Origin of the sequence: Rhizobium sp. NFACC06-2 (assembly GCF_900101425.1) — a bacterium.
GTDB classification, from domain to species: Bacteria; Pseudomonadota; Alphaproteobacteria; order Rhizobiales; family Rhizobiaceae; genus Agrobacterium; species Agrobacterium leguminum.
Genome location: NZ_FMVA01000015.1, coordinates 26,302 through 47,506, shown reverse-complemented (window position 1 = coordinate 47,506; position 21,205 = coordinate 26,302). Strand labels below are relative to the sequence as shown.

The 21,205-nt window shown below is 61.2% G+C and carries 20 protein-coding genes; 4 read left to right on the top strand and 16 right to left on the bottom strand.

Going from position 1 to position 21,205, the window contains the following annotated elements; genetic code table 11:
- Window positions 1-288: 288 nt before the first annotated feature.
- Window positions 289-525 (top strand): acyl carrier protein, encoded by a 237-nt coding sequence (locus F3H58_RS21515; protein ID WP_003520197.1) that lies wholly within the window; start codon window positions 289-291, stop codon window positions 523-525.
- Between the two features lie 13 nt (window positions 526-538).
- Here F3H58_RS21515 and F3H58_RS21510 read toward each other — a convergent pair whose 3' ends face one another.
- The 4 genes from F3H58_RS21510 to F3H58_RS21495 all read right to left on the bottom strand — a co-directional run bounded on the left by F3H58_RS21510 (window position 539) and on the right by F3H58_RS21495 (window position 4,821).
- Window positions 539-2,497: a MacB family efflux pump subunit gene (locus F3H58_RS21510; RefSeq protein ID WP_149743703.1), complete on the bottom strand. Its 1,959-nt coding sequence runs from the start codon at window positions 2,495-2,497 to the stop codon at window positions 539-541.
- Window positions 2,498-2,500: 3 nt separating this feature from the next.
- On the bottom strand, window positions 2,501-3,724 hold the full coding sequence (locus F3H58_RS21505; RefSeq protein ID WP_149743702.1) for an efflux RND transporter periplasmic adaptor subunit: 1,224 nt from the start codon (window positions 3,722-3,724) through the stop codon (window positions 2,501-2,503).
- A 22-nt stretch (window positions 3,725-3,746) separates the two neighbouring features.
- Complete coding sequence (locus F3H58_RS21500; protein ID WP_149743701.1) at window positions 3,747-4,043, bottom strand: hypothetical protein; 297 nt, start codon at window positions 4,041-4,043, stop codon at window positions 3,747-3,749.
- Between the two features lie 127 nt (window positions 4,044-4,170).
- A complete protein-coding gene (locus F3H58_RS21495; protein WP_149743700.1) occupies window positions 4,171-4,821 on the bottom strand; it encodes a hypothetical protein in 651 nt (216 codons plus the stop codon).
- Window positions 4,822-4,993: 172 nt separating this feature from the next.
- Here F3H58_RS21495 and F3H58_RS21490 point away from each other — a divergent pair, with 172 nt between their 5' ends.
- Complete coding sequence (locus F3H58_RS21490; protein WP_149743699.1) at window positions 4,994-5,755, top strand: response regulator; 762 nt, start codon at window positions 4,994-4,996, stop codon at window positions 5,753-5,755.
- Complete coding sequence (locus F3H58_RS21485; protein ID WP_149743698.1) at window positions 5,752-7,014, top strand: ATP-binding protein; 1,263 nt, start codon at window positions 5,752-5,754, stop codon at window positions 7,012-7,014. The genes F3H58_RS21490 and F3H58_RS21485 overlap by 4 nt, the downstream gene beginning before the upstream one ends.
- 2 nt (window positions 7,015-7,016) lie before the next feature.
- On the opposite strand, the gene F3H58_RS21480 is transcribed toward F3H58_RS21485, so the two are convergent.
- From F3H58_RS21480 to F3H58_RS21455, 6 genes are all read right to left on the bottom strand, one after another.
- The gene (locus F3H58_RS21480) at window positions 7,017-8,141 is read right to left on the bottom strand and encodes a glycoside hydrolase family 88/105 protein (RefSeq protein ID WP_149743697.1); all 1,125 of its coding nucleotides are present in this window, start codon (window positions 8,139-8,141) and stop codon (window positions 7,017-7,019) included.
- An 8-nt stretch (window positions 8,142-8,149) separates the two neighbouring features.
- Window positions 8,150-9,703, bottom strand: a complete 1,554-nt coding sequence (gene pglA / locus F3H58_RS21475) for a polygalacturonase PglA (RefSeq protein ID WP_149743696.1) — start codon at window positions 9,701-9,703, stop codon at window positions 8,150-8,152.
- 112 nt (window positions 9,704-9,815) lie between these two features.
- Entirely contained in the window at window positions 9,816-11,084 is a 1,269-nt protein-coding gene (locus F3H58_RS21470; protein ID WP_149743695.1) for an ABC transporter substrate-binding protein, read from the bottom strand.
- Window positions 11,085-11,127: 43 nt separating this feature from the next.
- Complete coding sequence (locus tag F3H58_RS21465) at window positions 11,128-12,228, bottom strand: ABC transporter ATP-binding protein (protein ID WP_149743694.1); 1,101 nt, start codon at window positions 12,226-12,228, stop codon at window positions 11,128-11,130.
- 2 nt (window positions 12,229-12,230) lie between these two features.
- Window positions 12,231-13,115, bottom strand: a complete 885-nt coding sequence (locus F3H58_RS21460; protein WP_149743693.1) for a carbohydrate ABC transporter permease — start codon at window positions 13,113-13,115, stop codon at window positions 12,231-12,233.
- A gap of 4 nt (window positions 13,116-13,119) precedes the next feature.
- On the bottom strand, window positions 13,120-14,001 hold the full coding sequence (locus F3H58_RS21455) for a carbohydrate ABC transporter permease (protein ID WP_020812253.1): 882 nt from the start codon (window positions 13,999-14,001) through the stop codon (window positions 13,120-13,122).
- A gap of 212 nt (window positions 14,002-14,213) precedes the next feature.
- Between F3H58_RS21455 and F3H58_RS21450 the strand changes: the two genes are divergently transcribed.
- The gene (locus F3H58_RS21450) at window positions 14,214-15,140 is read left to right on the top strand and encodes a helix-turn-helix domain-containing protein (protein WP_149743692.1); all 927 of its coding nucleotides are present in this window, start codon (window positions 14,214-14,216) and stop codon (window positions 15,138-15,140) included.
- 29 nt (window positions 15,141-15,169) lie between these two features.
- Here the strand turns inward: F3H58_RS21450 and F3H58_RS21445 are convergent, their stop codons facing one another.
- The 6 genes from F3H58_RS21445 to kdgD form a co-directional block, all read right to left on the bottom strand.
- On the bottom strand, window positions 15,170-16,450 hold the full coding sequence (locus tag F3H58_RS21445) for a TRAP transporter large permease (protein ID WP_059757073.1): 1,281 nt from the start codon (window positions 16,448-16,450) through the stop codon (window positions 15,170-15,172).
- Window positions 16,451-16,972 (bottom strand): TRAP transporter small permease, encoded by a 522-nt coding sequence (locus F3H58_RS21440; protein ID WP_149743691.1) that lies wholly within the window; start codon window positions 16,970-16,972, stop codon window positions 16,451-16,453.
- A gap of 69 nt (window positions 16,973-17,041) precedes the next feature.
- The gene (locus F3H58_RS21435) at window positions 17,042-18,019 is read right to left on the bottom strand and encodes a TRAP transporter substrate-binding protein (RefSeq protein ID WP_149743690.1); all 978 of its coding nucleotides are present in this window, start codon (window positions 18,017-18,019) and stop codon (window positions 17,042-17,044) included.
- A gap of 144 nt (window positions 18,020-18,163) precedes the next feature.
- Window positions 18,164-19,042 (bottom strand): amidohydrolase family protein, encoded by an 879-nt coding sequence (locus tag F3H58_RS21430; RefSeq protein WP_149743689.1) that lies wholly within the window; start codon window positions 19,040-19,042, stop codon window positions 18,164-18,166.
- Window positions 19,039-20,175, bottom strand: a complete 1,137-nt coding sequence (locus F3H58_RS21425) for a D-galactarolactone cycloisomerase (protein ID WP_149743688.1) — start codon at window positions 20,173-20,175, stop codon at window positions 19,039-19,041. The genes F3H58_RS21430 and F3H58_RS21425 overlap by 4 nt, the downstream gene beginning before the upstream one ends.
- 36 nt (window positions 20,176-20,211) lie before the next feature.
- On the bottom strand, window positions 20,212-21,123 hold the full coding sequence (gene kdgD, locus F3H58_RS21420; protein ID WP_003522686.1) for a 5-dehydro-4-deoxyglucarate dehydratase: 912 nt from the start codon (window positions 21,121-21,123) through the stop codon (window positions 20,212-20,214).
- Between the last annotated feature and the right edge of the window lie 82 nt (window positions 21,124-21,205).

The window sequence follows — 21,205 nt, the reverse complement described above, 5'->3', positions numbered from 1 at the left end:
CGGATTTGAGGTTCACAGGCAACGAGCTTTAACGCGTTGCGGTTCACCGCTGCCAGTCACAAACTGTTTAACGTGGCGAACGTCCCATATTATAATGGAATACTAACGGGTGATCGACACTCTTTCGCGGCTGCGAAAGGCGTGCTACGTCCGGATGTCATCGATCTTCCGAGCCTTTGACTCTGTGCCCTGTCCTTTCGAAATTCAGCTTGATTTCGCTTGGATATCTTCGGCGCAAATTCAGATGGAGCGGCGTTCGGCGGCAGGCAACTTTCGCGGAGTCTCACCATGTCCACCATTGCAGAACGTATCAGAAAAATCATCGTGGACCAGCTTGGCGCAGACCCTGCCACCATCGTGGACGAGGCCAGTTTTGCTGACGATCTCGGTGCGGATTCGCTCGAGACCGTTCAGATCGTCATGGAAATCGAAGAGGAATTCGGGGTGGAAATTCCAGATTCCGCCGCAAGCACGATCCTGACCGTTGGCGACGCCATCCGCTTCGTCGAAAAAAACAAGGCGTGACCGGCGGGGGGATTTACCCCGCAGACAAAGCCGCGACGGGATCGAGCTTCGACGCGTTGCGCGCCGGCAGATAACCGAAGACAACGCCGATTAGCGTCGAGCAGACGAAGGCGGCGATGATCGACGCCGTGGAATAGACCATGGCGAAATTGCTGCTGAAGGCGGAGAAAAGCGCGCCGAAGCCGAGGCTGCCCAGCACGCCCAGCGTACCGCCGATGATGCAGACCAGCACCGCCTCGATGAGGAACTGCCGCAGAATATCGGTGCGCCGCGCGCCCACCGCCATGCGCACGCCGATTTCCGATACGCGTTCAGACACAGAAACGAGCATGATGTTCATCACCCCGATGCCGCCGACCAGCAGCGAAATCACCGCAATGGCCGCAATCAGAAGGGTCAGCGTCTGCGTGGTGCTGGTGATGGTCTGGCGGATATCGTCGGTGTTGAGAATGTAGAAATCCCGTGTGCCATGCCGCTGGGTCAGAAGTGTCGTCACCGCCTGCTCGGCGATCGAGGCATCGGTATCGTCACTCACCTGCACCGTGATGCTTCGCAGCGACAGGCTGCCGAGAAAGCGCGACTGGACGGCGGTATAGGGCAGGTAAAGCGACAGGTTCTGGCTTGAGCCGAAACCGCCCTGCTGCGCCTGCGTGACGCCGACGATGCGGGCCGGCACCTTGCCTATGAGAATGACCTGGCCGACAGGACTGCCATCGAAATCCGCAAACAGCGATTTGCGGGTATTTTCGTCGATCACCACTTCCTGCGCCTTCTGCGCGACGCTTCCGCCATCGAAAAAGCGGCCCAGCGACAGCTTGGTACCCTTGGCGACGAAATAGCGCTCGCTGACGCCGTTCACCAGCGCATTCGCCTCCTTCGCGCCGAAACGCACCGTGCTGGAGGTCGAGACCGTCGGCGTCACCGCCGCGACATAGGATTGCTTGGCAAGCGCTTCGGCATCGGAAACGACGAGCGTGGTGATCTTGCCCGACCTTATGTCGCCGAAATCCTTGCCGGCGAAGATTTCCAGCGTGTTGGTGCCAAGACTCGATATGTTCTGCAGCACCCGCTGCTGCGACCCCTGCCCCAGCGCCACGACGCTGATGACCGAAGCGATGCCGATGATGATGCCGAGCATGGTGAGAAAGGTGCGCAGCTTGTGCGCCCGCATCGACAGAAGCGCCATGCGCAACGCCTCACGCAGAGACGAAACGAGACCCGCAAGACCGGAAGACCCGCCGGAAACGGCAGCGGGTTTAGCATCGTCCTGCGGTACGGGCGTTGCATCCGTCCTGCGGTCGGAAATGATCGTGCCGTCGCTGATTTCGATGATCCGCCCGGCGCGTCTGGCAATCGACATATCATGGGTGACGATGATGACGGTGCGGCCTTCGGCATGCAGCTCGCCGAGGATGCGCAACACCTCGTCGCCGCTGGCGCTGTCGAGCGCGCCGGTCGGTTCGTCGGCAAGAATGATCTCGGCACCGTTCATCAGGGCGCGGGCGATGGAAACGCGCTGCTGCTGGCCGCCGGAAAGCTGGCCGGGACGGTGATCGAGGCGTTCCGCCATGCCGAGGCGGCCAAGCAGCCTTGCGGCATTGTGCCTGCGGTCGCCCTGCGTCTTGCCGGCATAGATCGCCGGAATTTCGACATTGCCGAGCGCCGTCAGTTCGGCCAGCAGATGGTAGCGCTGGAAGATGAAGCCAAGATTTTCACGCCTGAGCGCCGAAAGCGCGTCGGCATCGAGATTGCCCGTTTCCCGGCCCCTGATGCTGTAGCTACCCGATGTCGGGCGGTCGAGGCAGCCGAGAATATTCATCAGCGTCGACTTGCCCGAGCCAGACGCGCCGACGATCGCCACCATCTCACCGGCTTCGATGGTGAGGTCGATGTTCTTCAGCACGCTGATCGTGCCTTCGCCGGAGGGATAATCCCGCCGTACGGATTTAAGCGAAATCAAAGGTTCAGCCATGGTTCAAAGCCCCATCGGCGGGCCGCCCGGCCCCGGCATGGCGTTTGCGGTGGTGTCGGTGGAACGTTCGCCGGTCACCACGCGCTCGTTTTCGGCAAGGCCGGAACGCACTTCCGCCGTGACCTTGTTGTTGAGCCCGATTTCGACCTTGCGCTCGGAAACCCTGCCATCGGCACCGGCCACACGCACGGCATAGCTGCCGTCACTGTTCATGCTGCCAAGGGCCGCCGAGGGGACGGTCAGCACGTCCTTCGCTTCGCCGAGAACGATATGGACCTCCGCCGTCATATAGGTGCGCAGCTTGCCGTCCGGGTTCGGCACTTCGAACACGCCATTATAATAGATCGCCTCGGATGACGACGTGCTGGAGGAGGACGAGCTGGAGGATGAAGAGGTCGAGGAACTGAAGCTGGAATCGCTGCGCACCGATTCCGGCGCCGGCTCTATCGAGGCAAGCATCGCGTCGTAACGCTGCTGCGGCTCGCCCAGCACAGTGAAATAGACCGGCAGGTCCGGCCTGACCCGCGTCACATCCGCCTCGGAAATTTCCGTGCGCACCGTCATCCGGTCGAGCTGGCCGAGAATGACGATGGTTGGCGCGGATTGGGTGGCATTGACGGTCTGCCCTTCCTGGCTGACGATCGACAGAACCGTGCCTTCGATGGGCGCGGTGATCTTGGTATAGCCAAGATTGGCCTCGGCCGTTTCCACCGTGACCTGCGCTTCCTCGATCTGGGCGTCGATGGCTTCGATTTGCGCCTCGGTGATGGCAAGGGCTGCGGTGGCGCTTTCGAAATCGGCGCGGGAGGCCGCGTTCTTCGACACCATCTCCTGCTGACGGGCAAGGCTCTGGCGGTTGAGAACAAGCGTCGCCTGCTTCTCCACCCGCTGCGCCTTCACGTTCCCCAGGGCCGCCTGCGCCGTGCGCAGACTGTTCGTCTGGGTAACGGAATCGATTTCGGCGATCAGATCGCCCGCCTTGACCGTATCGCCGAGCGCCACCTTGACGGCGGTGATGCGGCCGGAGGCCTGCGCGCCGACGGCGACAAGGCGAACGGGTTTCAGAGTTCCCGTCGCCAGCACCGTCTGCTCGATATCGCCGCGCGTCACCGGTGCGGTGATATAGCCGGGTGTGGCCGCCCGCGTATATTGCGAGGACAGCCAGTAGCCGCCCACAGCGAGAGCGACAACCGCCAGCAATGCGCCTGCCTTGCGTGCCGTTTTCATATTGATGTCCTGTCCAGCCGGTTCACTCGAAGGAAGAAACCGGCGTCATATCGTGTTTCACGAGGATGAAACCCCTCTCCGCTTCGATCCATTCATAGGCAGAGGCCGATTTTCGCACCGCGGCCTTGCGGCAGGTGCTGCGAAGACGTCTGGAATCCGTCTTTCCGCGCTGATCCTTCGCACAGGCGGGCTGACGCCGCTGTTCATCCTGCCGGGATTTGGCCGCCGGCTGTTGCACGGGCTTGTCCTTTGCCACGGCCACCGACCAGGCAAAGCTCAAACCAAAAGCCGTTGCCAGCACCAGATAGAAATATCTCATCATCGTCTTCCTGCTTGAAAATCACGCGGGGGATCGCAGGCGTGCGATCCCCCGGCTCCAGCCGTTGCCGGCTGATTTCCTCCTTTACTGGGGGGCAGATTAAAGGAGGAAACTTCGAAAGGTTGCCTCAGCCCCGTTCCGCCTCGGGAACCGGCGGCCTCATATCGCCATGCGGGGGAGCAAAGCCGCCGCGCTCTGCGGGGCCATGACGCGGGCCGGGAGGCGGAGGCGGCATCAGCGCACGCTCAAGCTCGGCAAGCTTCAGCACCTGCTGCGGCGAAAGCTTCGGTTTCAGCGCCGCAATGGCGTCCTGCAGGGCCTTGGCCTTTTCCGCCTTCTGCGCGATGATGCCTGCCAGCTCCTCTCCCGCAAGACGCGGCTCGGGCCTGGCCTTGCCTTCACCCGCCACCGGCGGCGGCGGATTGCGCTCCGGACCGGGGGAAACGAGATCGATCAGCGCCGTGGTATAGGCGCGCCATGGACCGAGCTGCTCCGGCGTGACGCCGAGATAGATTTCGGCCGCCGAAAGCTTCGTCGCCAGCCCTAGAACATCCGGGCCGGGCATTCGGCGCATATGCGGCGGCAGCGGCCTTTCATCCGGACCCCGATCCGGGCCGATGTCCGAGCCGATGTCCGGGCCGAGATCGAGATTGGCGGGCGGCGGCGCAGCCTGTTCGGTCGCCTGGGGTGCGGGCGCATTCTCTTCTGCTGCCTGCGCGGCGGCGGAAACGCCAATAGTTGCTGTCGCGATGGCGGCGGCCAGTAGCGAGTTTCTCATCTTACCTTCCTTCCGTTTTCCAACATGAAAGGATGATAGGAGCATCGCGTTTCCGGCTTTGGTCCGAATGTTTCCGGGCCGCTTCCGCAAACCGCCTATTTGTAACCGAATGTTGCCAGAACGGCCCCGGAAAGCTTTCGTTGCAAAAATCCGCCGTTTCTTTTCAGCGCTTATGTATAGTGGCATCAAAAGGTTGGACGATATGACGACAGTTTCGGTGACACATATATTAATCGTCGATGACGATCCGGAAATACGCACATTGCTCGCGAAATATCTCGGCTCGCAGGGGTTTCGCGTGTCGATGGCGGCTGACAGGCGTGAGTTCGAGGAAAAGATCGCCAGCTCCGATCCCGATCTCATCGTGCTCGACGTGATGCTGCCCGATGGCTCCGGCCTCGATATCTGCCGCGATCTGCAGGGTCGCCGGCCGCGCACGCCGGTCATTCTCCTGACAGCGCTGAAGGAAGATGTCGACCGCATCGTCGGGCTGGAAATCGGCGCCGACGACTATCTCGGCAAACCCTTCAATCCGCGCGAACTGACCGCGCGCATCAAGGCCGTGCTGCGCCGCGCCACACCGCAGGAAGCCCCCCGCTCCTCATCCGCCGCCTATGGTTTTGCGGATTTTACCGCCGATCCCGAGCAGCGCTCCGTCATCCGCGCCAGCGGTGAAAAGATAGATTTGACGGGAGCGGAATTCGATCTTCTGAAAGTCTTTCTCGACAGGCCCGGCCGGCTGCTCTCCCGCGACCAGCTTCTCGATCTCACGCAGGGCAAGGATCGCGGCCCGTTCGACCGCTCCATCGACGTGCTGATGAGCCGCTTGCGCAAGAAGCTGGACGCCGACACCCAGACGCCGATCTTCAAGACGGTGCGCAATGGCGGTTACCAGATGACGGTTCAGGTCAAAAACCTGCCGGTGCAGCGATGAGCTCACTTAAAAACCGCATCACGGCGCTGATGATCGTCTCCATCATCGCCGTCATCGCACTTGCGACTTTTGTGGCGGACCGGACGTTGCAGCCGCCGCCGCCCGACGCCACCATCGAGCCGCTGGCCCGCAGCCTCGCCTTTGCCGTGACCATGGCCGAGCGCGATCCCTCCCTGCAGCAACCCGGTTATTTCCAGATAGAACAGAAGCCGCCGGAAGGCGATCTCGACGGCATGCTTTCGGAAGTTCTGGAAAAGGCGCTCGCCCGCGTCGGAGAGCCGCGCACCGCAATGGTCATCCGCTCGCCGGGAAACCCTGCGCCCGTGGCGGCTATCGCGCTGGAAAAAGGCGGCTGGCTGGTCGCGGAAATCCCGCATATGGGTCCGCCGCCGGGCGGCTGGAAGATTTTCGGCATGTGGATCGGGCTGATCATTCTCGGCAGTGCCGCCGTTTCGATCTTCGCCGCCAGCAAGATCACCCGCCCGCTCGACATGCTGGAAAATGCCGCCGCCAGCATCGGGCCTGACGGTTCGCTGCCGCACCTGCCGGAAACCGGACCGGGCGAAATCCGCGCCACGGCGCGGGCGCTGAACGAACTCGCCACCCGCCTGAAGGCGGCGATGGAAAGCCGCATGCGCCTCGTCGCCGCCGCCGGCCACGATCTCAGAACCCCGATGACCCGCATGCGGCTGAGGGCGGAATTCATCGAAAACGACGAGGAACGGGCCAAATGGCTGGCGGACCTTGAGGAGCTGGACGCCATCGCCGACAGCGCCATTCTTCTGGTGCGGGAAGAAGTCAGCCAGGACAGCGTCAAGACGATCGACATCGGCACGCTTCTCAGCGAAATCGTCAGCGATGTTTCCGATCTTGGTCACGCGGGTGCGCTCGACTTCATCGAGCCGGAAGCCGCCATGACCATCAAGGCGGCCCCGCTGGCGCTGAAAAGAGCCCTGCGCAACCTCATCCTGAACGCCGTCACCCATGGCAAGAAGGCGCATATCGATCTTACCGGAGACGAGAGCGAAATCGTCGTGACAATCAGGGATGAAGGCCCCGGCATTCCCCAGGAACTGATCGGGCGGGTTTTCGAGCCCTTCTTCCGGGTGGACCTCGCGCGGCGCAAATCAATCCCCGGCGTGGGTCTTGGTCTTGCCATCGCCAAGGAAATCATCGAGCGCTTCGGCGGCACGATCACCATTGCCAACCACAAGAAACAGGGCCTGATCCAGACCGTGATCTTCGCAAGGGCGGCGTGACGTCACGCCGCTGAAACAGCCTGCGCCTGCGGCTTGGCCAGAAGCAAGTTTTCGGCATAGGCCATCATCAGCGGCCCGACGCCCTTGGCATCGTCGGACACCACCGGCTCGGTCAGATAATATTCCGGCGTTCCATCGCGATAATTGCCCCCAAAGCCGCCAAGGCCCGCGACATGAACGATGCCGGTGAGGCGCATCACGCCCTCTTCATCGGCTTTCAGCCGGGTTTCCAGAAGCGCCTCAAGCGCGCGGCGACCCGCCGAAAGGGCAGCATTCGCCTCTTCGCCCTGCACGAGCTTCAGCCGCACTGCATGCAGCAAGGCATAGGCAAACATGGCCGAGGCGGATGTTTCCTCATAATTGCCCGCAAGGCCCGGATTGTCGAGAACCTGCATCCAGAGGCCAGCCTCGGTCTGCCGGGCGATGACACCGGCCAGAAGCGACTGCGTCTTGTTGCGAAGCCCCGCCGTCGCGCCGTCCTCCGGCAGGATGGCCAGTGCGTCCACCAGCGCCATGGCGAGCCAGCCGACCGCACGCGCCCATATGGCGGGAGACTTGCCGCTTTGAGGATCGGCCCAGCGCTGGCTGCGGCTGTGGTCGTAACCATGGGCATAGAGCCCACCGCTATCCTCGGTCGCCGCGAGTGCCGCTGAAAACTGCCGCAGCGCATCGTCGATCAGTTCCGCCCGGCCCGTCGCCTGCGCATATTCGATCTGGAAAGGAAGCCCCATATAAAGCCCGTCCAGCCAGACCTGATGCGGATAACGCTTCTTATGCCAGTAATTCCCGGATGCGATGCGCGGATGGCTGCGCAGTTGGCCCGCCAGATGTTCCGCCGCAGCGAGGTAACGCGGATCGCCCGTTTCCGCGGCAAGGGGAAAGAGGATACGGCCGGCGAGAATATGGTCGATATTATATTCCTGCGGATCGTAACCGGCGAGCGTGCCGTCTGGCGCTATCTGCGCATCAGCGAGACGATGCAGATGGTCGTTCCAGCGCGCTTCCCCGGTCGCCTCGAACAACTGCTGCAGGCCACGATAGACGCATCCATCCTCATAACACCAGCTTCCGCCCTTGTAATGCGTATAGCGAATGGAGAATTGATCAAAATATTCAGTGGCTTTCATCGGTTTTCTCAATCGAAATCTGACACAATGGAAACGGAAGCATCGCTCAACAGGGCGGGATTATCGCAGACTATATGCGCCTGCTCGAAAACAATCGCCTCATGGCGCATGGGACGCACCCGGTCGGCCATGATCGGCGGCGTTGCGATGGCCGAAGGATCACGCGAGACGATGGTGAGATTGCGGATGGCAATGTTGCGGATGGGCGCTTCGGCAAGGCCAAGAAAAGCGCCGGCCGCATGGGAGAGATTGTGAATTTCGACATCCTCCACGCAAATACCGTCGATAAAGGGCGTGCCGCCATCGACCGGCGCCGGGTTTCGCGACTGCACCCAGTCATCATGTCCTTCGGCATCGCAATGGTAATGGGCATTGGCGGAGAGCGCGGTCTGCACGCCATCCAGCAGCACCCGGCGCATGGCGATGTTGCTGACGGTGCCGCCGCGCCCGCGCCGTGTCTTGAGGCGCAGGCCGCGATCCGTGCCGACCATGTCGCAATCCTCCACAGATACGTCATGCACGCCGCCGGACATTTCCGAACCGATCACCAGCCCGCCATGGCCGCGCTGCATCAGGCAATGGCGCACCCGAATGCCGCGCGTTTCCGTGAGATGATCGTCCTCGCCATCGGGGCCGCGCTTTCCCGCCTTCACCGCGATGCAATCGTCGCCAACGGAAAAGCGCACGCCCGATATCGTGACGTTACGGCAGCTCTCGGGGTTGAAACCATCGGTATTCGGGCTGTCATGCGGTGCGACGATGCTGAGGCCGGCGGCGATCAAGTCTTCGCAGCCCTGCGGATGGATCGTCCATGAGGCGGCGTTTCGGATGGTGAAACCGAGCAGGTGTGTCTTCCGGCAGGAAACGAGATGCAGGCCGCGCGGCCGGCGCGCGCCATCGCGGGTTTCTTTCGGCCAGCTCCACCAGTCGCCGCTATCGCCCGAACCATCGAGAACGCCCCTGCCCTCGATGACGAGATTATCTGCCGCGATGGCATGAACCGGCGCGGCAAAACAGGCATCCGGCAAGCCTTCCCAGCTTCCGAGCATACGGCCTGCCTCATCGCGGGCAGGCAGGATCGGCCAGCCCCTGCGGGTGGAGGGCGCGCGCAGCACGGCTCCTTCGGCAAGGTGGAAGGTCATGTTGCTTTTCAGGCGTACGGGAAAGGCTGTCCAGAGACCGGCCCCGAGACGCAACGTGCCGCCTTGCGGCACCGCAGCCACGGCCCTTTCCAGCGCCTGTGCATTGGCGCGCGCGCGTGTCTCATCATCGAGCGCAACATCCGGCATCATGGTGAATTCCGCAGCCTCGACAAGCCCGGCACAGGGGGCGGTTCTGAACTCCAGCTGTCCAAACCCCTCCGCTTCGAAGACATAGCGCGTATCCGGGGAGAGATCATGCAGCAGCGTCACCACGGTCGCGGTTTCGCCTCTCCTTTCGGCGCCATCCGCCGACGTCAGACGCCATGCCGTTTTGGACGGAAGGAAATATCGAGCGCCGGGCACGGCAAGGCAAAGCGCTGCCGTTCGCGCCGAAGACGCGATGATAAGGGGTTCGTTCATGCTCTTTTCTCGTCTTTGGTGCCTGTCCGGCCAAACCCTTGGCGGACACGCCTCACATCATCCGGCAGCCGGATAGGGAGCCTGCCGCCATCGAGGCGGCGGGCAATTGTCGTCAATCGAATTTGGCAAGAACATCGTTGGTCGTATCGATGATCTGCTCGGCCGCTTCTTCCGCCGTCAGCTGGCCGTAGGCATATTCCTCAAGCGTATCGATGAAGCCCGAGCGGATTTCCGGGTGTTCGTTGAAGGGTGACACCACCGGTCCCGATGCCGCCATGACGATGGCGTTGGCGGCCCGCACCTCCGGCTCGCCCTTTTCGCCCAGACGCGCCGCCGCAGCCTTCGAAGCGGGCAGGCCACGCGAGGTGCCGAGCGCATCGATGCCCTCAGGTTCGTTCAGCAGGCAGTTCAGGATTTGCGCGGCCGCTTCCGGATTCTTCGAATTTTTCGAGATCGAAAACACCATGGAGGGCTTACGATAGACGCCCTCTGTTACGGCATCGGCAAGCTTCAGCATCGGGAACGGTTTCAGAACCTGCCCTTCCTTGAGCGGATCGGCATATTTCGAATAGGTCGAATCCCATTCATAGGAACCGGCAATCCGGCCTTCGGACCAGGACGGCTTTTCATAAAGATTGACGTTACCGTCGGCCGCTTCCTCTTTCTGCGAGCGGATCGATCCGGTTTCGACCAGCTTGCCGACGAAGGAAATGCCCTCGGCCAGTTCCTCCGTCGTCCAGGCCACGCGGTTGGTCTTGGGATCGACCAGATCCTTGCCGGTCTTCTGCACGACAGCCAGCGTCACCAGCAGCTGGGCAGTCTCCTTCACGGCATTGAAGGTGTAATAGTCCTTGCCGAGCTTTTCCTTGATGGTCTTGGTTGCCGCGAAGAACTCGTCCCAGGTCTTCGGAATTTCCACGCCGGCCTTTTCGAAGGTGGTGGCGTTGAAGAAGAAGACGCGGCCAGTGGTGGAAACGGAAAGCCCCTGCAACACACCATTCATCGAACCGGCGTCCAGATCGCTCTCCACCCATTGCGAAAGATCGAGCGGTTTCAGCTGGCGCAGATCGGCAAAACCTTCGCCGTTCTTGGAAAACAGCGGCAGCCACGGCCAGTTGACCTGAACGATATCGGCCTCCGTCTTGCCGGCCATCTGCGTGGTGAGCTTTTCCAGATAGCCATCGAAGCCGGTGAATTCGCCCTTGACGGTGTGGCCGTATTTCTCGCCGCAGGCGGCAATCGCCTTCTGGGTGGCGACGTGGCGGCTTTCGCCGCCCCACCACGACATGCGCAGTTCCGCAGCACTCGCCGCTGGGGCCGTCGCCATCGCCACATAGGCGGCACCGGCGAGCATCGCCATCATTCTTGTCATCGTCTTCATTGTTCTTCTCCTCCTCGAAAAATCAGGCACGCTCGTCCCCTCCTCACAGCGAGACGTTGCGACCATCGGCCTTGTCGAAAATATGCAGCTTCTCCGGGTCCGGCTTCAGCCGCAGGATGCCGTCGCGCCCAAGCGCCTCGAATTCGGCCGCGCCAACGACGCTGACAACCTTCTGGCCGCCGAGATCGGCGTGCAGATAGACCTCGTGGCCCATGAATTCCGCATTGGTTAGTTTCGCCTGTAGAGCCGGGCCATCGGCTTCTCCCGCCAGCGAAAGATGCTGTGGGCGGATGCCGATGACGGCGTCTGCGGGTCTCGCCGATAGCCGTTGCTCCAGATGCGTACCGATGGGCAGGCGCTGGCCGGCGATGACGAACTCAGCGCCCTCGATCGCCACATCCACCAGGTTCATTTCCGGCGTGCCGATAAAGCCGGCAACAAAGAGATTGGCGGGATGGTTATAAAGCTCCTTCGGCGTCGCGACCTGCATGATGCGGCCCGCCTGCATGACGCAGATACGGTCGCCCATGGTCATCGCCTCCGTCTGGTCATGGGTGACGTAAATGACCGTCGAGGACAGGCCCTCCGCTTTCAGCTGACGGTGCAGATCGGTGATGCGCACCCGCATGGAGGCGCGCAGCTTGGCGTCGAGATTGGACAGCGGTTCATCGAACAGGAACACGCCGGGCTTCTTGATGAGCGCGCGGCCCAGTGCCACACGCTGCGCCTGCCCGCCCGAGAGCTGCTTCGGCAGACGGTCGAGCAGCGGCTCGATTTCGAGAATGCGCGCGACATTATCGATTGCCTTTTCGATCTCGGGCTTCGCAACACCGGCGATCTTCAGGCCGAAGGCGAGATTGCCGCGCACCTTCATATGCGGATAAAGCGCATAATTCTGGAACACCATGGCGATAGAGCGCTTGCCGGGCGGCAGGTCGTTGACGCGCTGGTCGCCGATCAGGATTTCACCACCGGTGATTTCCTCCAGCCCCGCCACCATGCGCAGCGTCGTGGATTTGGCGCAGCCGGAAGGGCCGACGAACACCATGAACTCACCATCCTCGACATCGAGATTGATGCCGTGCACGGCCTTGAAGCTGCCGCCATAGATTTTTTCGAGATTTTTAAGTTGAACGCTTGCCATTTTCAGCCCTTGACCCCGCCAGACGAGATCCCTTCAATGAAATACCGTTGCGCCGCGAAGAACACGATCAGCGCAGGCGCGATCGTCAGCACCGACATCGCCAGGATGCGGTTCCATTCGAAGGCTTCGGTGGTGTCGATGGAGAGTTTGAGCGCGAGGCTCACCGGATATTTGTCGACCGAGGACAGGTAGATCAGCGGCCCGAGGAAATCGTTCATCGTCCACATGAACTGGAACAGGCAAACCGAGATCAGAGCCGGGGCCAGCATCGGCACCACGATGTAGATGAGCGTCTGCAGGCTGTTGGCGCCATCCACCCGGGCGGCCTCTTCCATGTCCGATGGCAGCGAGCGCAGAAACTGCACCAGCATGAAAACGAAGAAGGCATCGCCGGCGAGCGCGGACGGCACCCAGAGGGGCAGGAAACTGTCCAGCCAGCCGAGATCGCGAAACAGGATATATTGCGGAATGCGGGTAACGACATTCGGCAGCAGCAGAATGGCGATGACCGAGCCGAACAGGATCTTCTTCAGCGGAAAATCGAAGCGGGCAAAGGCATAGGCCGCCATGGTGCAGGAAATCGCCGTGCCGATGACTTTCGGCAGGATGATCAGGAACGAGTTCCAGAAGAACCGGCCGAATGTATAGGGCGTCGAGGTTTCCCAGCCGCGGATATAGCCGTCCAGAGTCGGGTTTTCGGGAATGAAACCGGCGCCGGAGAAGATTTCCGAATTGGTCTTGAAGCTCGCGCCCACCAGCCAGATCAGCGGATAGAGCATGATGAGGCCGACCGCGAAGAGAAGCACGTAACGGACCGAGGTGGAAAGCAGCCTGAGCCGCGCCCGGCGGGCCGCCTGCATGTCGTTTAGGGTTGCGATATCGGTCATGGCATCAGTTCCGCTTGTCGCCGGCGTAATAGACCCACTTCTTCGACGACCAGAAGGCCACGAGGGTCAGCACGGTGATGATGGTGAAGAGCACCCAGGCGATGGCGGAGGCATAGCCCATGTTGAACTTCTTGAAGGCCTCGTCATAGATGTAAAGAGGCAGGAGATAAGTGGACTTCAACGGCCCGCCCTGGGTGATGATGTAAGGCCCGTTGAACTCCTGAAACGCCTGAACCATCTGCATGATGAGGTTGAAGAAGATCACCGGCGTCAGCAGCGGCAGCGTGATGAAGAAGAAAGTTCTCACCTTGCCTGCGCCATCAATGGCGGCGGCCTCGTAAAGCGACTTGTCGATGGATTGCAGGGCGGCGAGAAAGATCACCATGGCCGAACCGAACTGCCAGCAGCGCAGCAGCGTGATGGTGAAAAGCGCGTTGCCCGGATCGCCGAACCAGTCCACCGGCGACAGGCCGATGGCGGCCAGCGCCATATTGGCAAGCCCCTCGCTTGCGAAGATATAGCGCCACAGAACCGCAATCGCGATGGAGCCGCCGAGAATGGAAGGCACGTAAAAGGCGGTGCGGAAGAAGTTGATGAATTGCAGCTTATAATTGAGTATGGCCGCAATGAACAGCGCGAAGGCAAGCTTCAGCGGCACCGTCAGAAACACGTAGAACAGGGTGACGTTCAGCGATTTCATGAAGGTGCGGTCGCGGGTGAACAGCCGCTCGTAATTGGCCAATCCAGCCCAGCTGGGATCGCTCATCAGATCGTAACGGGTGAAGCTGAGATAGAGCGAGCCGAGAAACGGGATGGCCGTGAAGACCAGAAGCCCGACGATATAAGGCGTCAGATATCCCAGCCCGAGGAAGCGCTGAGATTTCATAATGCTCCTCCCCGCGCTCCAGTGGAACACGAATGACAGAATACAATTTCGTACAAGTGATTCTCCCGGAACGGCCGGCGGCAGGCGCGTGATGGCGCAATTTCTCGCCGCGACCGATCTCCCCCTTCATTGATACGGCGCGTAAAAGCAATTTATGCGGTGACAAAACCAAATTTCCGCGCCAAGGTGAATTAACAAAGACGAGGAAAAAGATGGACGAAATCGAAGGTGGCATTCTATCGTCCGTTCCGCCTGCGGCGCTCAACCTCAACCTGACGCGCGCAACGATCAAGATGGAGCATTCGCGCACCTGGCAGATCGACAAATCCAATCAGGTGGACGATCTCATCATCTGTCTGGAAGGGCGCGGGCATTATCTCGTCGATGGCGAGGCGCGGGTGCTGGAGCCGGGTGACGCCATGCTGATTTTCCGGGGGCAGCGCTTTGTCGGCTGGAACGAGCAGACCGTCACCTATCGAGGGGTGGCGCAGCATTTCACGCTGGATATTTACGGCCGCCACAACCTGATCGCGCAGATGGACCTGAAGCCCAAAGTGAGGCTGAGCCGCTGGCCGCTCTTGGAACCGCTGGTGCGCCACTACCGGCAGAGCGCCCCGCCCTCCTCCGTCACGCTTGGCCAGCATCATCTCTTTATGGTGCTTCTCATCGCCTTCATCGACGACGCCTTCCTCGGATGGGTCGACCGGCCGAGTTTCCAGCCGGAGGGGACGGAAGGCCTCGACCTTGCGGTGATGAAGGCGATCACCATGATTTCGGCCAATCCGCTGGACCCCGACATTGCCAGCCGGGCGACCGAGGCGGCTCCCTATAATCGCGATTATTTTCTGCGCGAATTCCAGAAACGGGTGGGACGGACGCCGCGCAAATATCAGGAGTTCAAGCGCATGGAACGCGCCATGCATTTTCTCGAGGCGGGGCTTTCAGTCTCGGCGGCGGCCGCCGAAGTGGGGTATGGCGACCCCTATTATTTCTCACGCATGTTCAAACGGACATTGGGGTTAAGCCCGCGCGACCATATGAACCGCATACGCCGCAGCAGGCACGGCAATCTCATGGCCTTTGACGAACACGAACAGCAGCGGCTGCTTGCCACTGAAGCGGAAAAGGCCCCGGCATAGCGGGGCCTTCTCGTTTAAAAGCGCTGGAATTACCGGAACAGTGACGGCAACCACAGGGACAGCGACGGAATATAGGTGACGGCAAGCAGCACCGCGATGCTGGCCCCAAAGAACGGCCAGATCGTCCGCATCGCTTCCCGTATCGATATGCCGCCCACCGCGCAGCCGACGAAGAGCACCGTTCCGACCGGCGGCGTGTTGAGCCCGATGCCGGCGTTCAGGATCATCACGACACCGAAATGCACGGGGTCGATGCCGAAGGCCTTTACGACGGGCAGAAGCACCGGCGTGGATATGATGACCATCGGCGCCATGTCCATGAAGGTGCCGAGCAACAGCAGGATGACATTGATGACGAGCAGCACGATGATTGGATTGTCCGAAATCGCGCTGATTGCGGCAATCATCAGCGTCTGCACCTGCAGGAAGGCCATCAGCCAGCCGAAGGACGCCGCCGTGCCTATGACCAGCAGAACCATGGCCGTCGTGCGCACCGCACCCATCACCGCCTCCACGAAACCGCTCCAGTCCAGCTCGCGATAGACCAGCATGGCAACGAGGAAGGCGTAGAGAACCGCGATGCAGGAACTTTCCGTCGCGGTGAAGATGCCCGAACGCACGCCGCCGAAGATGATGCCGATCAACAGGATGCCGGGGAACGAAGCCAGGAGATAATACATCAGCTTCGAGAAGCCAGGGAACGGCTCGGAAGGATAACCCTTACGCCGGGCAACGATATAGGCCGTCACCATCAGCGCCGCTGCAAGCAGGAAACCCGGAACAATGCCGGCGGTGAAGAGATCGGCCACTGAAACATTGCCGCCCGCCGCAATCGAATAAAGGATCATGTTATGCGAGGGCGGTATCATCAGCGCGATGATGGCCGCATTGACCGTGACATTGACCGCATAGTCCCTGTCATAACCGCGCTTGGCCATTTGCGGTATCATCAGCCCGCCCACCGCAGAGGCATCGGCCACGGCCGAGCCGGAAATGCCGCCGAACAGCGTCGAGGCCACGATGTTGACCTGGCCGAGACCGCCGCGCAGGTGTCCCACGAGACCGGCCGCAAAGCGGATGAGGCGATGGGCGATGCCGCCGCGCACCATCAGGTCGCCGGCGAAGATGAAAAACGGTATCGCCATCATCGCAAACACGTTCATGCCGGAATTCATCTGCTGGAACACCACGATGGGCGGCAGGCCGAGATAAAGAACCGTGGCGAAAGAGGCGATGCCGAGGCAGAACGCGATCGGCGTGCCGATCAGCATCAGCAGGGTGAAGACCCCGAAGAGAATGGTGTAAGCCATCTACGCTGCCTCCTGCACGATGACGTCGGCCGCAATCTCCTCGCCGATGGCGAGATCGACGAAACGTTCAGCCGCAAACAGCGCGATGAGGAAACCGCCGCCGATCAGCGGGAAGAAATCCGTGCCGCCCGGCCAGCCGAGAACCGGGATCGTCGCCGTCCATGTGCCCATGGAAAGCGAGGTGCCATACCAGGCCATGCCGGCACCGAAGAAGAAGATCAGCGCAAGGCTTGTCAGGTCCATGCCCTTCTGCACGCGCGGCGGCATCATGTAGCGCAAAATATCGAGCCCCAGATGCACGCTCTCGCGCACGCCGACGGCGGCCCCCAGCATGATGAACCATGACATGAGATGCAGCGACAGCGGTTCAGACCAGCTGGGTGAATCGTTCAGAATATACCGCGCAAAGACCTGCCAGCCGACGATAATCGTCATGGCGATCATGCCGATACCGGCAATATAAAGCGACGCGTGGCTGAGCGCGCCGAGAAAGGGGCGAATGGCCCGCATGAAATTTCGCATTGTCTGTTCCTCCGCGTCAACGGCGACAAAAGAAAACCGGCCCTGTTCCCAGGGCCGGTTTTCCGCGCTTTACTTGACCGCTTTCACCCGTTCCAGAAGGTCTTTCATCTTCGGATCGGTGACGAACTTGTCGTAGACCGAACCCATCGCGGCAGCGAATTCCTCCTTGTTGACCTTGATGACATTGACGCCACCGGCGCGGACCTTTTCTTCCGATACCTTTTCGCGGGCGCTCCAGAGTTCACGCATCTTGCCGACGGAATCCTTGGCCGCCTGACGCAAGAGCTTCTGATCTTCCGGAGAGAGCTTGTCGTAAGAGACCTTGGAAATGACGAGGATTTCCGGGTTCAGCGAATGTTCCGTCAGGGAGTAGTTTTTCGCTACCTCGTAGTGACGGGCGGATTCGTAAGAGGGCCAGTTGTTTTCCGCACCGTCGACAACGCCGGTTTCAAGCGAGGAATAGACCTCACCCATCGGCATCGGCGTCGGGTTGGCGCCAAAGGCCTGCATCATCGAAATCCACAGATCCGACTGCTGCACGCGGATTTTCAGGCCCTTCAGGTCCGCGAGTTTTTCAATGGGCTTTTTGGTGGTGTAGAAGGAACGCGCACCGGAATCGTAAAAGGCGAGACCGACGAGGCCGTGCGGTTCGAAGGCCGCCAGAACCTCATCGCCGATCGGACCGTCGACCGTATTGTGCATGTGCTCCGTCGAGCGGAACAGGAAAGGCAGACCAAGAACGGTGGTCTCCTTGACCAGATTGTTGAAGGGCGCGGCATTGACGCGGTTCATGTCGATGACGCCGAAGCGGGTCTGCTCGATGGTATCCTTCTCGCCGCCGAGAACGGAATTGTTCATGACCTGTATCTTGATGCGGCCCTTGGTGCGCTCGGCCAGAAGCTCGCCCATATATTTCACGGCTTCGACCGTCGGATAACCGTCGGGATGAATATCGGCCGAACGCAGGGTTATTTCCTGCGCCTTGGCGGAAACACCGGCGAGCGCGATCCCCATCGCGACGCACATCATGCTTGCAATCTTTTTCATGCTTTCCTCCTCCATTGTTGAAACGATCCAGCCCCTCCAAGGCTATCGGACCGATTTTTTCACGCCCATCCGGGCCGGCATGCAAAGACCTTTCAGTTTAAAAGGATGAGGGGGACCTCCCTTCCCCAGCCATCCCCGATTGACCTATCCCGCCATGACTGGCGGCAGCTTGAACAGCGCTTCCGGGTTTTTCACCAGCGCGCGGTGGCGCGCCGCTTCATCCGGCAGCCAGCCGAGTATGAGTTCCGCAAGGCGGGCATCGTCGGGATACGCCGCCGTCTCGCGGATGGAATTATGCGGCCAGTTGGTGCCCCAGACGATGCGCTCGGGCGCATGGGCGGCAATGACGCGCGAAAAGGCGGCGACGTCCTCATAGGGCCAGCTCTCGCGCGAACTTTCGTAAACGCCGGCGAACTTGAACCAGAGATTGCCGCGATCGATGAGTTTCAGAAGCGCCGCAATTTCCGGGCCATCGGTGCTGATGCCCTTGAAGAACTTGCCGTGGTGATCGAACACCCAGCGCGAGCGGATGTTCTGAAGGCGCGGCAGGTGATCGAGCAGCGTATTGCCGTCGAATTGCACCGCCACCATCCAGTCGGCCGCATGCGCGCGCTCGTCCACGGCTTCCAGCTCGGACAGGTTTACCGCACCACCCGGCAAATCCATGATACGCGCACCGACGGCCCCTGCGGCGGCAAGCTTTTCCATGTCCTTTTCGGTCGTTCCCGCATCGATGATGACCACCGCGCGGGCCGCCTCGCCCATTTCCGCGACACAGGCGAGTGTGTTGCCGTTATCGCGCTGATGGGCGTTGCCCTGGGTGATGATGACCCGGTCGATGCCGAGCCATTGCATGAGGCTGCGATAATCCTCCGGTCCGGGCAGAGCGCCCGGCGGCAGGCCCGGCCCACCCGGCAGGGCGGGATAGTGGGGCAGATAGAGATGCATCTGCGTATCGACGGCGCCTTTCGGGAAAGCGGGCCGGGGCGCTGTGCCGCTCAGTCTTCTGACAAGTTCGCTCACGGGTCTGGCATCCTGAATTCAAGCAATGCGTCGCGGTTGATCTCTATTCCGAGGCCGGGGCCGTTCGGGATCGTGACGACGCCGTTTACCGCCTCTATCGGCTCGCGCAGCACGGCCTGCCGGAATGGATTAAAGGTGCGGTCGAATTCCATGATCGGCTCAATGGGATTGACCCGCACCGGATCGGGCGTCATCGCCGCCATGAATTGCAGGGCGGCGGCAATCTGTACGCCGGTGCCCCAGACATGTGGCACAATGCGCACACCGTGCAGCGTGGCGAGCGCCGCGATCTTCTGCGTTTCTGAAAAACCACCGCAGCCGCAGAGATCGGGCTGGAGAATATCCACAGCGCCGGCGGAAAGCGCCTGCCACATGCCGTGACGCCCGTGCCAGGTCTCGCCGCCCGCAACCGGTATCGGCTGGCCGGCCCGCACCCGGGCATAGGCATCGAGCTGTTCGGGAACCACTGGCTCCTCGAACCAGTCGATACCATAGTCGGCGGCGCGGTTGCCGAGCGCGATGGCTTCGGTGACGGTGTAGCCGTGATTGGCGTCGATCATCAGCCGCATATCCGGCCCAATCGCCTCGCGCACGGCGGCGATGACGCGGAGGTCTTCCTCTATGCCGAAGCCGATCTTGATCTTGCAGGCATGAAAGCCGTCCGCCCGACGCTCCGCCATCTCGGAGGCATTGTCGGAAACGCGGTCGACGCCATCGCGCTTGAAGCTGCCGGTGGCATAGGCCCGCACGCTTTCGCGCCAGCGCCCGCCGAGCAGCATCGAGATGGAAGCACCGTAATGCTTGCCCTTGATGTCCCACAGCGCGATATCGATGCCGGACAGGGCCGTGAGGCTGAGGCCGCGCTGGCCCTGATCGCGCAGGGCGTTATAAAGCACGGCCCAGATCTTTTCGGTCTGGCGCGGGTCCTGGCCGATGAGCCAGCCGGAATAGGCCTGAACCACGGCGGCGTTGGGCCGCGCCGGGCCGAGGCATTCGCCCCAGCCGACGGTTCCGTCGTCGCATTCGATTTCCACCAGAATATGGGCGCGGCGGTCGAAACGCATGGATGCGCTTTCGAACGGCGTGTCCAGCCGGTGTTCGAGCAGATGCGTGCGCACCGCTGTGATCTTCATGGCTCCCCTCCCGCTTGTCTCGATCAGGCCTCCAAATCAGGCTTTGCGCTTGTGCGTACCGATCAAGGCGTCGAGCATGCCGATTTCCTCATTGGTCAGGTCCTTCAGCGGCGCACGCACCGGACCGGCGTTGAAGCCCTGCAGGCGAACGCCGGCCTTGACGGCGGAGACGGCATAACCCTTGGCGCGGTTGCGGATCGCCATGAACGGATAGAAGAATTCCGTCAGGATGCGCTCGCAGGTGGCGCGCTCGCCGGCACGCAGGGCGGCGTAGAACTCATTGGCAAGGCCGGGCACGAAGTTGAAGACAGCCGAGGAATAGGTGGTGAAACCGGCGCCGAGATAGGCTTCGGCAAACAGTTCCGCCGTCGGCATGCCGCCGAGATACATCAGGCGATCACCCATCTTTGCGGTGATCTGGCGAACGAGACCGATATCGCCGGTACCGTCCTTGAAGCCGACGAGGTTCGGGCATTCGTCGCAAAGACGCGCCAGCGTATCCGCCTGCAGCACGGAATTGTCACGGTTATAAACCATGACGCCGATGCCGACCGACTGACACACCTTCTTGATATGGGCGTAAAGGCCTTCCTGCGGCGCATCGATGAGATAGTGCGGCAGAAGCAGGATGCCGTCCGCGCCGACCTTTTCGACCGAGCGGGCAATATCGACGGCGATCTCGGTGCCGTAACCGCAGCCGGAAACGATGGCGGTTTCGCCAGCCACATCCTTGGCGGCGGAAACGATGGTCGGAATTTCATCCGGCTTCAGCGAGAAGAACTCACCCGTGCCGCCGGCGGCAAACAGCACCGGCGCTTTATAACCGGCAAGCCATTCGACGTGCGCCCTGTAACTGTCCTGGGCGAAACGGCCCTCGGAATCGAAATGGGTGACCGGGAAAGACAACAGGCCGGAGCCGAGCGCCGCCTTGATTTGTTCAGGGTTCATGTCTGGTATTCCTTTGCAAATTCATTGACTGGAAGCCACCTAACCCGGTTGCCGCATGCTTGTCAACAATTCATCATACATG

Excerpts from the sequence above, each read along its gene's own strand:
- F3H58_RS21515 (WP_003520197.1), top strand. The coding sequence starts at position 289 with ATGTCCACCATTGCAGAACGTATCAGAAAAATCATCGTGGACCAGCTT.
- F3H58_RS21510 (WP_149743703.1), bottom strand. The coding sequence starts at position 2,497 with ATGGCTGAACCTTTGATTTCGCTTAAATCCGTACGGCGGGATTATCCC.
- F3H58_RS21505 (WP_149743702.1), bottom strand. The coding sequence starts at position 3,724 with ATGAAAACGGCACGCAAGGCAGGCGCATTGCTGGCGGTTGTCGCTCTC.
- F3H58_RS21500 (WP_149743701.1), bottom strand. The coding sequence starts at position 4,043 with ATGAGATATTTCTATCTGGTGCTGGCAACGGCTTTTGGTTTGAGCTTT.
- F3H58_RS21495 (WP_149743700.1), bottom strand. The coding sequence starts at position 4,821 with ATGAGAAACTCGCTACTGGCCGCCGCCATCGCGACAGCAACTATTGGC.
- F3H58_RS21490 (WP_149743699.1), top strand. The coding sequence starts at position 4,994 with ATGTATAGTGGCATCAAAAGGTTGGACGATATGACGACAGTTTCGGTG.
- F3H58_RS21485 (WP_149743698.1), top strand. The coding sequence starts at position 5,752 with ATGAGCTCACTTAAAAACCGCATCACGGCGCTGATGATCGTCTCCATC.
- F3H58_RS21480 (WP_149743697.1), bottom strand. The coding sequence starts at position 8,141 with ATGAAAGCCACTGAATATTTTGATCAATTCTCCATTCGCTATACGCAT.
- pglA (WP_149743696.1), bottom strand. The coding sequence starts at position 9,703 with ATGAACGAACCCCTTATCATCGCGTCTTCGGCGCGAACGGCAGCGCTT.
- F3H58_RS21470 (WP_149743695.1), bottom strand. The coding sequence starts at position 11,084 with ATGAAGACGATGACAAGAATGATGGCGATGCTCGCCGGTGCCGCCTAT.
- F3H58_RS21465 (WP_149743694.1), bottom strand. The coding sequence starts at position 12,228 with ATGGCAAGCGTTCAACTTAAAAATCTCGAAAAAATCTATGGCGGCAGC.
- F3H58_RS21460 (WP_149743693.1), bottom strand. The coding sequence starts at position 13,115 with ATGACCGATATCGCAACCCTAAACGACATGCAGGCGGCCCGCCGGGCG.
- F3H58_RS21455 (WP_020812253.1), bottom strand. The coding sequence starts at position 14,001 with ATGAAATCTCAGCGCTTCCTCGGGCTGGGATATCTGACGCCTTATATC.
- F3H58_RS21450 (WP_149743692.1), top strand. The coding sequence starts at position 14,214 with ATGGACGAAATCGAAGGTGGCATTCTATCGTCCGTTCCGCCTGCGGCG.
- F3H58_RS21445 (WP_059757073.1), bottom strand. The coding sequence starts at position 16,450 with ATGGCTTACACCATTCTCTTCGGGGTCTTCACCCTGCTGATGCTGATC.
- F3H58_RS21440 (WP_149743691.1), bottom strand. The coding sequence starts at position 16,972 with ATGCGAAATTTCATGCGGGCCATTCGCCCCTTTCTCGGCGCGCTCAGC.
- F3H58_RS21435 (WP_149743690.1), bottom strand. The coding sequence starts at position 18,019 with ATGAAAAAGATTGCAAGCATGATGTGCGTCGCGATGGGGATCGCGCTC.
- F3H58_RS21425 (WP_149743688.1), bottom strand. The coding sequence starts at position 20,175 with ATGAAGATCACAGCGGTGCGCACGCATCTGCTCGAACACCGGCTGGAC.
- kdgD (WP_003522686.1), bottom strand. The coding sequence starts at position 21,123 with ATGAACCCTGAACAAATCAAGGCGGCGCTCGGCTCCGGCCTGTTGTCT.